Annotated in this window: 9 protein-coding genes; 7 read left to right on the top strand and 2 right to left on the bottom strand. The window is 59.4% G+C overall.

Going from position 1 to position 13,237, the window contains the following annotated elements; genetic code table 11:
• The first annotated feature begins 50 nt into the window (after positions 1-50).
• The 4 genes from AABM54_RS22330 to AABM54_RS22345 all read left to right on the top strand — a co-directional run bounded on the left by AABM54_RS22330 (position 51) and on the right by AABM54_RS22345 (position 3,314).
• Complete coding sequence (locus tag AABM54_RS22330) at positions 51-1,904, top strand: DUF4105 domain-containing protein (RefSeq protein ID WP_347902114.1); 1,854 nt, start codon at positions 51-53, stop codon at positions 1,902-1,904.
• A 102-nt stretch (positions 1,905-2,006) separates the two neighbouring features.
• Positions 2,007-2,312 (top strand): chorismate mutase, encoded by a 306-nt coding sequence (locus AABM54_RS22335; protein ID WP_347902115.1) that lies wholly within the window; start codon positions 2,007-2,009, stop codon positions 2,310-2,312.
• Between the two features lie 79 nt (positions 2,313-2,391).
• Entirely contained in the window at positions 2,392-2,748 is a 357-nt protein-coding gene (locus AABM54_RS22340) for a hypothetical protein (protein WP_347902116.1), read from the top strand.
• 71 nt (positions 2,749-2,819) lie between these two features.
• A complete protein-coding gene (locus AABM54_RS22345; protein ID WP_347902117.1) occupies positions 2,820-3,314 on the top strand; it encodes a GreA/GreB family elongation factor in 495 nt (164 codons plus the stop codon).
• Here AABM54_RS22345 and gdhA read toward each other — a convergent pair.
• Both gdhA and ettA read right to left on the bottom strand, forming a co-directional pair.
• The gene (gene gdhA, locus AABM54_RS22350; RefSeq protein ID WP_347902118.1) at positions 3,311-4,648 is read right to left on the bottom strand and encodes an NADP-specific glutamate dehydrogenase; all 1,338 of its coding nucleotides are present in this window, start codon (positions 4,646-4,648) and stop codon (positions 3,311-3,313) included. The genes AABM54_RS22345 and gdhA overlap by 4 nt on opposite strands.
• Positions 4,649-4,938: 290 nt before the next feature.
• Complete coding sequence (ettA, locus tag AABM54_RS22355; protein WP_347902120.1) at positions 4,939-6,603, bottom strand: energy-dependent translational throttle protein EttA; 1,665 nt, start codon at positions 6,601-6,603, stop codon at positions 4,939-4,941.
• Positions 6,604-6,885: 282 nt separating this feature from the next.
• On the opposite strand from ettA, the gene AABM54_RS22360 reads away from it, so the two are divergent.
• From AABM54_RS22360 to glyA, 3 genes are all read left to right on the top strand, one after another.
• Positions 6,886-10,734, top strand: a complete 3,849-nt coding sequence (locus AABM54_RS22360) for an EAL domain-containing protein (RefSeq protein ID WP_347902121.1) — start codon at positions 6,886-6,888, stop codon at positions 10,732-10,734.
• 222 nt (positions 10,735-10,956) lie between these two features.
• Positions 10,957-11,463, top strand: coding sequence for a hypothetical protein (locus AABM54_RS22365; RefSeq protein ID WP_347902122.1), 507 nt, complete (start codon positions 10,957-10,959; stop codon positions 11,461-11,463).
• 454 nt (positions 11,464-11,917) lie between these two features.
• Positions 11,918-13,171 carry a serine hydroxymethyltransferase gene (gene glyA / locus AABM54_RS22370; protein WP_347902123.1) on the top strand — a complete coding sequence of 418 codons (1,254 nt, stop codon included), beginning with the start codon at positions 11,918-11,920 and terminating at the stop codon, positions 13,169-13,171.
• Positions 13,172-13,237: the final 66 nt, after the last annotated feature.

Genomic DNA, 13,237 nt, shown 5'->3' on the forward strand with positions numbered 1-13,237 from the left:
TTTTTGGACCTAACCCTCTTGGGGTCTTTTTTCGAAGTAAGTAGCCCACCATGCTCAAACGCCTTGCCTGTCTGGCGCTGTTCGTCTGCGCCCCGCTGTCCGCCGCGCCTCGTATCGACAACGCCCGTTTGCAGCAATTGGCCAACGACCCTTTCTGGATTTCCCTGGGCCATTACGAAACCGCCAAGCTCGGTGGCTGGCGCAGCTATGTCAGCGACAAGAAGTTCTTCCTCGCCGACAACGGCGCCGAACACCCCGACGCGGAACTGGCGGCCACCGTGCAAGCGCTCTACGCCCCGGCCAGCGCGGGTGAACAACATGCGCAATGCGTCTACCCGGCCCGCACTCGCTGGTTGAAAGCCCAGCTCGACCTGACCGACTTGCCCGCGCTGGATTGCACAGAATTCAAACAATGGTTCAAGGACGTATCGCCCCACAGCGCGGTGATGATCTTCCCGGCGGCTTACTTGAACAGCCCGTCCTCGATGTTCGGCCACACGTTGCTGCGCATCGATCAGGCTGACGTGCAAAGCGACCACACCGCCCTGCTCAGTTATGCGATCAACTTCGGCGCCTACATCGAGGGGTCGGACAACAGCATCCTGTACGCCTGGAAAGGCCTGATGGGCGGTTATCCCGGCCTGTTCGCGCTGGTGCCCTACCAGGAAAAACTCTCGGAGTACCGTAGCCTGGAAAACCGCGACCTGTGGGAGTACCGGCTGAACCTGACACAGGTCGAAACCGAGCGCATGGTCGAGCATGTCTGGGAACTCAAGCAGGTCCAGTTCGACTACTTCTTCTTTGATGAAAACTGCTCCTACCGCTTGCTCGAACTGCTGCAAGTGGCCCGGCCGAGCCTCAGGCTCACCGAGCAATTCCCGCTGACCGCCATCCCCACCGACACTGTCAAAGCGGTGAAAGCCGCCGGGCTGGTGGAAAAAATCGACTATCGTCCGTCCCGTGAACGGGAACTGCTGAGCCGCGCCGAGCCGTTGACCGGTGAAGAACAGGCCTGGGTACTGAGCGTCAGCGCCGACCAGACGCGGCTGCAGGACCCGGCGTTCAAGGCCCTGCCACGTGACCGGCAGGCACTGATCATCGACGCGGCCTATCGCCTGGAACGCTACCGCGCCAACGGTCAGGAGCGCGATCCGCAGCGCGCCCAACGCAGTTTCGAACTGCTGCGGGCAATCAACCGGAACCCGGCGCCGGAGCTGCAAATAGAGCGCCCGGGGCTACCGGAAGACGGCCACGAATCCCGCACCTGGCAGGCCGGCATCGGCACCCGTGGCGACAAGGCCTTTGGCGAGTACGGACTGCGCATGGCCTATCACGACCTCAATGACAACGCCGAGGGTTTTCCCTTGGGCGCGCAAATCGAAATCCTGCAAATGAAACTGCGCCAGTACGAAGGCAATCACTGGCAGCTCCAGCAACTGGACCTCGCGACCATCCGCTCGCTGACACCGCGCAACGCATTGCTGCAACCCTGGTCGTGGCAAGTCACCGGGGGGCTGGAGCGGGTGCCAGGCAAGCATGACGACGAAACCCTGGTCAGCCACGTCAATGGCGGCGCGGGCGGCACCTGGCAGTTGGGTGATGAGCTGCTGGGCTTTGCCCTTGGCACGGTGCGCGTCGAACACAACAACGACTTTGCCGGGTTCATCGCCCCGGCGGCCGGGTTCAACAGTGGCCTGTTGTGGAAAAACCCGCTGGGCAACCTGAGCCTCGAAGCCAAGGGCGATTTCTTCACCAACGGCGAAGTCCGCCGCAGCCTGAGCCTGAACCAGCAGTGGGCGTTGTCTCGCAACCTCGGCCTGCGCCTGAGCGCACAACGCGAGTTCAGCCACATGGCCACGCCGCAAAACGAAGTCATGCTTGAGCTGAAGTGGTATCACTACTGATCACTGGCAAATCGCGGTGATCCTTTCGCGAGCGAGCTCGGCGCCTACACGAGAAAGGGACGGGACGCTCACACTGACGTTTATTCAAGGAGTTGATTCAACATGGCTGTGATCTGCGATTCCCTCGAAGACCTCCGCGACCACATCGATCGGCTGGACCGGCAAATCGTCAGCCTGCTGGCCGAGCGCGGCGCCTATGTGTCACAGGCCGCCCGCTTCAAAAAAGACAGCGACGCGGTGAAAGCGCCGCAGCGTGTGGAACAGGTCATCGCCAAAGTCCGGGCTCTGTCTGAACAGGTCGGCGCCAACCCACAGGTTACCGAACAGGTGTACCGCGCCATGATCGCGGCGTTCATCGAACAGGAGCTGGCGGAACACACTCGGCTGGCTGACGCGCCAACAGAATAATCACAGCCGTTTCACAAACGCCTGACCAACGCCCTTCTAGACTTTCCTGATAAGCCGTTCAGTGACGCGGGAGTCTGAGATGTGGCGGTGTGCGGGTGTTTTTGGAATGTTGCTGTTGATTGCGGGTTGCCAGTCGACCCACGAAGACTTGATCGCCAAAGGATACCCACCGGCCTTCGCCGACGGTTTCGATGACGGTTGCAGCAGCGGCCGGCAAGCGGCAGGCGCCATCACGGGCGGCTTCAAGAAAGACGTCCCCCGCTACCTCAAGGATGCGCAATACGCCGAAGGCTGGAGCGATGGGTTCCGTCAGTGCCAGGCCATGCGTGAAAGCGAGGACCGTGGCGACTATCAGAACCGTTATCTGAACGAGCGCGATCGCGCCTGGCAGCAAGAAAAGGATCAAGGCGAGGCGCGGGCTTATCGTTCGCAGTAGGTCGTTTTCGGACAACCTGTGAAACCAAAAGCCTGCCACCATGGCCTAAACCCCATCAAGGGAGATTTGCCATGAGCCGCGCTTTCGTCAATGAAGATAACGCCGCTGCACAAGCCGACCAGCCGGTAGAACGTCAGGTCAGCGCACAGCCCAATTACGTCACCCCCGAAGGCCTGGCCCTGCTTCAGGCCAAGGTCGCAGAACTGCAAACCCTGCACAGCGAACAATCGGCCCTCGGTGACCAGGCTGATCCGCAGCGCCAGGCCGATCTGGAGCGTGACTTGCGTTACTTCAATCAACGCCTGCAAAGCGCCCAAGTGGTGACCCCGGCAACCTCGACCCAAAAGGTCCAGATCGGCAGCTGGGTGACTTACGCCGATGAACGCGGCACCGAACGGCGCGTGCAACTGGTGGGTGAAGACCAGGCCGTTGCCGCCAAAGGCCTGATCAACTGGAGTTCACCGCTCGGGCGGGCGCTGCTCGGCGCACAACTGAACGACGAAGTGCTCTGGCAGCGACCGGCCGGCGATCAGTTAATCGAAATCATCCGCATCGAACCGGCTTAAACCACACCCTGAGCGAGCATGGCGTCGGCGACTTTGACGAAACCTGCGATGTTCGCGCCTTTGACGTAGTTGATCCGGCCGTTCTCTTCACCGTAGTGCACGCAGGCGTGGTGGATCGATTGCATGATGTTGTGCAATTTGCTGTCGACTTCGCCAGCCGTCCACAGCAGACGCATGGCGTTCTGCGACATCTCCAGACCACTGACCGCCACCCCACCGGCGTTCGACGCCTTGCCCGGGGCAAACAGAATCCCGGCCTCGATAAAGATATCCACCGCCGCCAGGGTGGTCGGCATGTTCGCCCCTTCCGCCACGCAGCCACAGCCGTTGCGCAACAGCGTGCGGGCAGCGTCGGCGTCGAGTTCGTTCTGGGTGGCGCACGGCAGCGCGATGTCACACGGCAGGTCCCACGGGTGGTGTCCGGCGCGGAACTCCAGGCCAAATTCCACGGCCAACTCGCTGAGCCGCCCGCGCTTGACGTTTTTCAGCTCCAGCAACGCCAGCCATTGCTCCTCGGTCATGCCGCCCTCGTAATACAGCGTGCCGGCAGAATCGGACATGGAAATCACTGTACCGCCCAGGTCCATGACCTTACGCGCCGCGTACTGCGCAACGTTGCCGGAACCCGAAATGGCAACGCGCTTGCCTTCGACCCTCTCACCGCGACGCTTGAGCATTTCTTCGGCGAAATACACGCAGCCAAAACCGGTGGCTTCCGGGCGAATCAGGCTACCGCCATAGCTCATGCCCTTGCCGGTCAGCACGCTGGTGAACTGGTTGCTCAGGCGCTTGTACTGGCCGAACAGGAAGCCGATTTCCCGGGCGCCGACGCCAATGTCACCGGCCGGCACATCCACGTCCGCACCGATGTGACGGTACAACTCGCTCATGAACGCCTGGCAGAAGCGCATCACCTCGGCGTCGCTCTTACCCTTTGGATCGAAGTCCGAACCGCCCTTGCCGCCGCCCATGGGCAAGGATGTCAGGGAGTTCTTGAAGGTCTGTTCGAAGGCGAGGAACTTCAGTACGCCAAGATTCACCGACGGATGGAAACGCAAACCGCCCTTGTACGGACCGATGGCGCTGTTCATCTGGATGCGGAAACCGCGGTTGACCTGCACCTTGCCTTGATCGTCGACCCAGGAAACCCGAAACACGATGGCCCGCTCCGGCTCGCACATGCGCTCCAGGATGCCCGAGGTCAGGTAGTGCGGATTGGCTTCGAGAAACGGCCACAGGCTGCGCAGGACTTCTTCTACCGCCTGATGGAATTCAGGCTGGTCCGGGTCGCGTTTTTTGAGGCGGGCAAGGAAGGATTCGACGGATTCGATCATGGAAAAGTCTCGGCAAATTTATTGTCGTTGGAAGAGATTGACCTGGACTCTAGCAAACGAATTGCGCACCGGCACAGCGCAAAATGTCGCAGTTATGAAATTAAATGGTGCATTGGATATAAATTAATCCGATTTCTGGGTGTTTGCGCACCAGAACAGGGACTCGCAACTCAAGTCATGCTCCGTCCTGAAGAGCGCTTGCTCGCGAAGGAAACGCTGCGGTACCACTGAAAAAATGCGCAAAAAAAACGGAGCCCGAAGGCTCCGCTCTTTATGCAACCAACCTGAAATCAGGCCAGTTTTTTGTGGCGTACCCGGTGTGGCTGGGCCGCTGCTTCGCCAAGACGCTTTTTGCGGTCGGCTTCGTACTCGGTGTAGTTGCCTTCGAAGAAGATCGCTTGCGAGTCGTCTTCGTACGCCAGGATATGAGTCGCGACGCGGTCAAGGAACCACCGATCGTGAGAGATCACAATGGCGGCGCCCGGGAAGTCCAGCAGGGCTTCTTCCAGGGAACGCAGGGTTTCAACGTCGAGGTCGTTGGACGGTTCGTCGAGCAGCAGGACGTTGCCGCCCTCTTTCAGGGTCAGGGCCAGGTGCAAGCGACCACGCTCACCACCGGACAGGTCCTTGACGAACTTCTGCTGATCGCCGCCCTTGAAGTTGAAACGGCCAACGTAGGTGCGCGACGGGATCTCGTAGTTGCCAATGCGGATCTGGTCGGAGCCGTCGGATATCTGCTGGAACACGGTCTTGCTGCCGTCCAGGTCTTCGCGGCTCTGGTCCACGCAGGCCAGTTGCACGGTTTCACCGACTTCGATGCTGCCCGAATCCGGTGTTTCCTTGCCCATCAGCATGCGGAACAGTGTGGATTTACCCGCACCGTTACCACCGATCACGCCGACGATGGCGCCTTTCGGCATGGAGAACGACAGGTTGTCGATCAACACGCGATCGCCGTAACCCTTGGAGACGTTCTTGAATTCGATGACCTTGTCGCCCAGGCGTGGACCGGCCGGGATGTAGATCTCGTTGGTTTCGCTGCGCTTCTGGAATTCCTGCGATTGCATTTCTTCGAAGCGTTGCAGACGAGCCTTGGATTTGGACTGGCGGGCCTTGGCGCCTTTGCGCACCCACTCCAGTTCTTCCTTCATGGCTTTTTCGTGAGCCGACTGCTGCTTGGATTCGGCAGCCAGACGATCGGACTTGGCTTCCAGCCAACCCGAGTAGTTGCCTTCGTAAGGAATGCCCGCACCGCGGTCGAGTTCCAGAATCCAGCCAGCCACGTTGTCCAGGAAGTACCGGTCGTGCGTGATCGCAACCACGGTGCCCGGGAAGTCGTGGAGGAAATGTTCCAGCCACGCAACGGAATCGGCGTCCAAGTGGTTGGTGGGTTCGTCGAGCAGCAGCATGTCCGGGGCGGACAGCAGCAGACGGCACAGGGCCACACGACGTTTTTCACCACCGGACAGGAACTCGACCTTGGCGTCCCAGGCCGGCAGACGCAGCGCATCGGCGGCGACTTCCAGCTGGCGCTCCAGGTTGTGACCGTCGCCCGCTTGCAGGATGGCTTCAAGCTTGGCCTGCTCAGCGGCCAGTTTGTCGAAGTCGGCATCTTCATCAGCGTAAGCCGCGTAGACCTCGTCCAGGCGAGCCTGGGCGTCCTTGATCACGCTGACCGCTTCCTCGACCACTTCACGCACGGTCTTGGTTGGGTCCAGGATCGGTTCCTGCGGCAGGTAGCCGATGTTCAGGTCAGGCATCGGACGGGCTTCGCCGTCGAACTCGGTGTCGACGCCAGCCATAATTTTCAACAGTGTGGATTTACCCGAACCGTTGAGGCCGAGCACGCCGATCTTGGCGCCCGGGAAGAAAGACAGAGAAATGTTTTTCAGGATTTCCCGCTTCGGCGGAACAACCTTACCCAGCCGATGCATGGTGAAGACGTATTGAGCCATGGTGAACCTAGCGTCAGTGACTAATAAAAAGAGCGGGCGATGCCCGTGCAGGCCATGCGCAGCGCAGACACTTGATCGCAATCAATGTCGGCGCACGTAAAAAAGCCTGAATATCTGGGGCTGGAACGCCCTGCGTAACCGGCAAAGCTACCTCAATGCGGCATACCCGTCCAGCCGCAAGGGGCTGGCACTTTGCCACAACTCAAGGCATGCTAGCCGCCCTTCGGGCGTCCGGCTTATAGTGCACGTCGCGCCAGTCCAGCCAAACCGCAGGATTACAGTTTGTCCAATGTCACTCCTCACTCGTCCGTGCGCGCATTGCACCCTGCGCCCGGCTCTCCCCTGCGTGGCACCTTGAAAGGCGCTCTGGCGACGCTCGTCCTTTTGTTGCTCGGCCTGCTGTTCTGGCAACTGCTCGACCAACTCCACGAGACCCAGAGAAACCAGCGCCAGTACACCATCGACTACACCGCCGACCTGGCCGCGCAAGTCAGCCTCAACATGGCACTGAACGCGCAAATCGCCCTCAACCTGTTACCGATCATCGAACAACCACAAAGCGGCGAACAGCAACAAGCGCTGCTGCGCAAATTGCAGCAATCGCTGCCGGACCTGCGCAGCATGGCGCTGCTGACCCCTTCGGGCAAAGTCATCAGCGACAGCGCCCCCAACAGCGAAGACGCCGATTACCTCAACGAACTGGTCCGGCGCAGCCACGCCCAGGCGCACTATTTCAGCAACGCCAATGACGGCTCGGTGGTGCATCTGTTACTGCGCCAGGCCAGCGGCAACAGTCGCGGGTACTGGGCGCTGCGGCTGACCCCGACTTTTTTCTCGACCCTGACCAAACAGGGAGACGTTGGCCTGCGCCCGTTGTGGCTGGTTGAAAACCGCGTCAATCATCAGATCATCAGCCGCGACGAAGCCTTGCCTTCCGCCAAACCCGGCGTCCTGACACCCGATGACCTGGCCAACAGCGTGTTGGTGGTGCCGTTGAGCAGCAGCGACTGGCAACTGCGCGGGCTGTTCGACCGCCAGCAAGTGATCGAACAACTGCTGCCGGCCTTCATTGGCAAATGCCTGCTGGGCCTGGCCTTTTCGCTGCTGCCGGTGATCGCCCTGCTGAACATGCGCCGCCGCCAGCGCCAGTTGCATGAAGGGCGCCGGCGCTACCAGGATATTTTCGAAGGCACCGGCGTGGCCCTGTGCGTGCTCGACCTTTCAGGCTTGAAAGCGTTTTTCGACAAGGCTCACCTGCACAACCTCGAGCAACTGCACACCTGGCTCAAGGTCCCCGAGCAACGCCAGCAGTTGTTGCAGGAATTACGCATTACCGAGGTCAACCAGGTCGCCCTGCACCTGCTCAATGTCCAGTCCTGCGAGCAAGCCTGGAAGCTGTTGATTGAAGGTCGGCCGCTGGACGGCAACACCATCGGCCACCAGTTGCTCGATGCCTTGGTCAGCCAGCAAAAGCAGCTTGAACTGGAGATCAACCTCAAGGACGCCCAGGGCCGCGACCAGCACTTGTGGCTGGTGCTGCGCCTGCCGGAAGAACAGCACGACTATAAAGCCGTGATCCTGAGCATCAGCGACATCACCAGCCGCAAGCTGATCGAGCTGTCGCTGCTAGAACGCGAAGGCTTCTGGTCCGATGTGGTGCGCACGGTGCCGGATCACCTCTACGTGCAGGACGTGATCAGCCAGCGGATGATTTTCAGCAACCACCATCTCGGCCAGACCCTGGGCTACAACCGGAACGAGCTGCACCAGATGGGCGAGTACTTCTGGGAAATCCTGCTGCACCCCGAAGACGGTGACCACTACCACCGCCTGCGCCAGGAACAACGCCAGTCCGGTTACGCCCAACTGCTCCAGGCGCAATTGCGCTTCCGTCACCGCGATGGCAAATGGCGGCGTTTCGATATTCGCGAACAGGCATTGGCGCGAGACAAACACGATCAGGTGACGCGCATCATCGGCGTGGCCAAGGACATCACCGACCAGATCGAGGCCAGCGAGTCGTTGCGCGACAGCGAGCAACGCTACCGGATGCTCGCCGAAAGCATCAGCGACGTGATCTTCTCCACCGACAGCAAGCTCTCGCTCAATTACGTCAGCCCCTCGGTGCAAGCGGTGCTGGGTTATGACGCCGAGTGGATTTTCGAGAACGGCTGGCAGACGACCATTGCCAACCCGCAGCAACTGACCGGCATCTACAACCTGATGGATCGGGTCAGCAAGGCCCTGGACAAACCCGAACAACTCACCCTGTTGCGCAATCAGGTGCAAACCCAGTTGTTCCTGTTCGACTGCCTGCGGGCCGACGGTCGCAAGATCCCCATCGAGCTGCGCCTGGTGCTGGTGTGGGATGAACACGGCGCCTTCGAAGGCGTGCTCGGCGTCGGTCGCGACATCAGCCAGCAACGGCGCGCCGAGAAAGACCTGCGCATGGCGGCCACGGTATTCGAACATTCGACCTCGGCGATCCTGATCACCGACCCGGCCGGTTACATCGTGCAGGCCAACGAAGCGTTCAGCCGCGTCAGTGGCTACGAGGTGTCGCAAGTCCTCGACCAACTGCCGAACATGCTCACTGTCGACGACCAGCAGGAAGCCCACCTGCGTTATGTGCTCAAGCAACTGCACCAGCACAGTTCCTGGGAAGGCGAAGTCTGGCTCAAGCGCCGCAACGGCGAACACTACCCGGCGTGGGTCGGCATCACGGCGGTACTGGATGACGAAGGCGACCTCGCCAGCTACGTGTGCTTCTTCAGCGACATCAGCGAGCGCAAGGCCAGCGAACAACGGATTCATCGCCTGGCCTATTACGACGCCCTGACTCACCTGCCCAACCGCACGCTGTTCCAGGATCGCCTGCACACCGCGCTGCAATCGGCCGAGCGGCAGAAGTCCTGGGTAGTGTTGATGTTCCTCGACCTGGACCGGTTCAAACCGATCAACGACTCCCTCGGCCATGCCGCAGGCGACCGCATGCTCAAGGAAATGGCCACCCGCCTGCTCGGTTGCGTCGACGATGACGACACCGTGGCGCGCATGGGCGGTGACGAATTCACCTTGTTGCTGCAACCGCGAGCCAATCGCGAGATCGCCCTGAACCGGGCGATTCACGTGGCCGAGCAGATCCTCGCCAGCCTGGTGAAGCCGTTCGTGCTGGAAGGTCGCGAGTTTTTCGTCACCGCCAGTATCGGCATCGCCCTGAGCCCGCAGGACGGCAGCGAGCTGAGCCAGTTGATGAAGAACGCCGACACCGCGATGTATCACGCCAAGGAGCGCGGCAAAAACAACTTCCAGTTCTATCAGGCCGACATGAACGCCAGCGCCCTGGAGCGACTGGAACTGGAAAGCGACCTGCGCCACGCGCTGGAACAAAACGAATTCGTGCTCTACTACCAGCCGCAATTCAGCGGCGACGGCAAACGCCTGACCGGTGCCGAAGCCCTGCTGCGCTGGCGTCACCCGCGACGCGGATTGGTGCCACCGGGAGACTTCATCCCGGTACTCGAAGAACTCGGGCTGGTGGTGGACGTCGGCGACTGGGTCATCAGCGAAGCGTGCCGCCAGCTCAAGAGCTGGCACGTGGCCAAGGTGCGGGTGCCGAAAGTGTCGGTGAACATCTCGGCCCGGCAGTTCTCCGACGGCCAACTCGGTACGCGGATCGCGACCATTCTCAAGGACACCGGTTTGCCGCCGGCCTGCCTGGAACTGGAGTTGACCGAAAGTATCCTGATGCGCGAAGTCAGCGAAGCCATGCAGATTCTGGCCGGCCTGAAAAACCTCGGCCTGAGCATCGCGGTCGACGACTTTGGCACCGGCTATTCATCGCTCAACTACCTCAAGCAATTCCCGATCGATGTGCTGAAAATCGACCGCACCTTCGTCGACGGCCTGCCGTCCGGCGAGCAGGACGCGCAAATCGCCCGGGCAATCATTGCCATGGCCCACAGCCTGAACCTGGCGGTGATCGCCGAGGGCGTCGAAACCCATGAGCAACTGGACTTCCTGCGTGAGCATGGTTGCGATGAAGTTCAGGGGTATCTGTTCGGTCGTCCGATGCCGGCCAGCCGATTTGAAGCGCAGTTCAGCAATGATGCGTTGTTCATGTTTGATTAGACGAAAACCACAAGTCTTAAACCACCCAAGTAAAAACCTAAAGTGAAGATCAAAACTTAACAAGCCAGGATTTTAACTCCCTGAAAATAACGCATACTTCCCAACAGCATACAAAGCGAAACACTTACCTCAGCCCTTACAGTTCTTACATGTTAGATTTTCGTTTCCGGCCGCACAGTGCAAACACAGCGGCCAAACTTGAATCAACACTAAGGAACCGCCATGAGCACTGACCGCCAAAAATCTTTTATTGGAACACTTAGCTGTGAAGGAGACCCCGTCAGCATCGACAACTTTTATGGCAGCAACCGCAAGAGCTTATTAGTAGCCAAACGTGGAAGAACACCTACTAAATTCTACTTTCGGGTCGAGCGTGGTTCTTATGTCATGTATGTTCGTGACGAGAAGCATCAGGGCAAGCTGGTCAATATAAACAGTCATGGTGAGCTTGCCGTAAGCTCGGCACACGAGGCTGGGGAAATCCAATTTGATCTTGACAGCATGTCACTGGACAGTATGAAAACAGATCGCATTCAACTTAATTTATACGCCCACCATAGACGCTTACTGACAATAAGTGGCACCACATCAAACCCCTTAGATCATAACCGCCACGCCATACCCGAGAGTAAATATTTTTCGGTAGACCGACCTCAACTCTTCGCAAACTTCACACTGAACATACTTGAGAGAAATGTTCCTTACCTTGACCATCCCGACGAAGTCTAAACAACCCCTCCTACTGATATAACATTGGAGAGGTGCCCTGACGCGTAAATCCAGCGACACGGATACAAGGTAAAAAATGCTGACCCTGCATCGCGCTCAACAACTTTATCGCTGACCAGCATCAAGTAGTTCTTGCCTCTAATAGGCCGAAACTCAGCCGCTCCCTGGTCGTCGGTCTGCCGGTTCGAAGCGCAGTTCAGCAATGATGCGCTGTTCATGTTCGACTGAATCCTTGTGGTGTTGCGGGCGGCCCTTTCGCGAGCCAGCCCGCTCCCACAGGGGATGCATTTCAATTGTGGGAGCGGGCTGGCTCGCGAAAGGGCCCTCTCAGGCACCGCATACCCGGTCATGAAAGCCACTTGTCTGCGACATGATGTCCTTTCATATGCCAGACAAAACCCATTGAGTTAGAATGGCTTTTTTCTGCCCCCACCCCCGATCCTTGAGGACCGCCATGTTCAGCCGTGATTTGACTATTGCCAAGTACGACGCCGACCTTTTTGCCGCGATGGAGCAAGAAGCTCAGCGCCAGGAAGAACACATTGAGCTGATCGCTTCGGAGAACTACACCAGCCCAGCGGTGATGGAAGCTCAAGGCTCGGCACTGACCAACAAGTACGCCGAAGGTTACCCAGGCAAGCGCTACTACGGCGGCTGCGAATACGTCGACGTGGTTGAACAACTGGCCATCGACCGCGCCAAAGAACTGTTCGGCGCCGATTACGCCAACGTCCAGCCGCACGCCGGTTCCCAAGCCAACAGCGCCGTTTACCTGGCACTGCTGGCAGCAGGCGACACCATCCTGGGCATGAGCCTGGCCCACGGCGGTCACCTGACCCACGGCGCCAGCGTTTCTTCGTCCGGCAAACTGTACAACGCCGTTCAGTACGGCATCGACGCCAATGGCCTGATCGACTACGACGAAGTCGAGCGCCTGGCCGTTGAACACAAACCAAAAATGATCGTGGCCGGTTTCTCTGCCTACTCGCAGATCCTGGACTTCCCGCGCTTCCGCGAAATCGCTGACAAGGTTGGCGCTTACCTGTTCGTCGACATGGCTCACGTGGCCGGTCTGGTTGCTGCTGGCATCTACCCGAACCCGGTTCCCTACGCTGACGTCGTGACCACCACCACCCACAAGACCCTGCGCGGTCCACGTGGCGGCCTGATCCTGGCTCGCGCCAACGCCGACATCGAGAAGAAACTGAACTCCGCCGTATTCCCTGGCTCCCAGGGTGGCCCGCTGGAGCACGTGATCGCCGCCAAAGCGATCTGCTTCAAAGAAGCACTGCAGCCAGAGTTCAAGACCTACCAGCAACAAGTGCTGAAGAACGCCCAGGCCATGGCCGGTGTGTTCATCGAGCGCGGTTTCGATGTGGTTTCCGGCGGTACTGAAAACCACCTGTTCCTGCTGTCGCTGATCAAGCAGGACATCTCCGGTAAAGACGCCGATGCCGCTCTGGGCAAAGCGTTCATCACCGTGAACAAGAACTCCGTACCGAACGATCCACGCTCCCCGTTCGTCACCTCCGGCCTGCGCTTCGGTACTCCGGCTGTGACCACTCGTGGCTTCAAGGAAGCAGAGTGCAAGGAACTGGCCGGCTGGATCTGCGACATCCTGGCTGACCTGAACAACGACGCCGTCATCGACGCCGTTCGCGAGAAGGTCAAGGCCATCTGCAAGAAGCTGCCGGTATACGGCGCATGATTGCAGTAGCTGAATGAAAAAACCCGGCGCTTGAGCCGGGTTTTTTTATACCTGAAAAAAGCTGTG

The organism is Pseudomonas purpurea, assembly GCF_039908635.1.
Taxonomy (GTDB): domain Bacteria; phylum Pseudomonadota; class Gammaproteobacteria; order Pseudomonadales; family Pseudomonadaceae; genus Aquipseudomonas; species Aquipseudomonas purpurea.

What these genes read in the sequence shown, in the direction of transcription:
- AABM54_RS22330 (WP_347902114.1), top strand. Translation starts at nt 51, where the DNA reads ATGCTCAAACGCCTTGCCTGTCTGGCGCTGTTCGTCTGCGCCCCGCTG.
- AABM54_RS22335 (WP_347902115.1), top strand. Translation starts at nt 2,007, where the DNA reads ATGGCTGTGATCTGCGATTCCCTCGAAGACCTCCGCGACCACATCGAT.
- AABM54_RS22340 (WP_347902116.1), top strand. Translation starts at nt 2,392, where the DNA reads ATGTGGCGGTGTGCGGGTGTTTTTGGAATGTTGCTGTTGATTGCGGGT.
- AABM54_RS22345 (WP_347902117.1), top strand. Translation starts at nt 2,820, where the DNA reads ATGAGCCGCGCTTTCGTCAATGAAGATAACGCCGCTGCACAAGCCGAC.
- gdhA (WP_347902118.1), bottom strand. Translation starts at nt 4,648, where the DNA reads ATGATCGAATCCGTCGAATCCTTCCTTGCCCGCCTCAAAAAACGCGAC.
- ettA (WP_347902120.1), bottom strand. Translation starts at nt 6,603, where the DNA reads ATGGCTCAATACGTCTTCACCATGCATCGGCTGGGTAAGGTTGTTCCG.
- AABM54_RS22365 (WP_347902122.1), top strand. Translation starts at nt 10,957, where the DNA reads ATGAGCACTGACCGCCAAAAATCTTTTATTGGAACACTTAGCTGTGAA.
- glyA (WP_347902123.1), top strand. Translation starts at nt 11,918, where the DNA reads ATGTTCAGCCGTGATTTGACTATTGCCAAGTACGACGCCGACCTTTTT.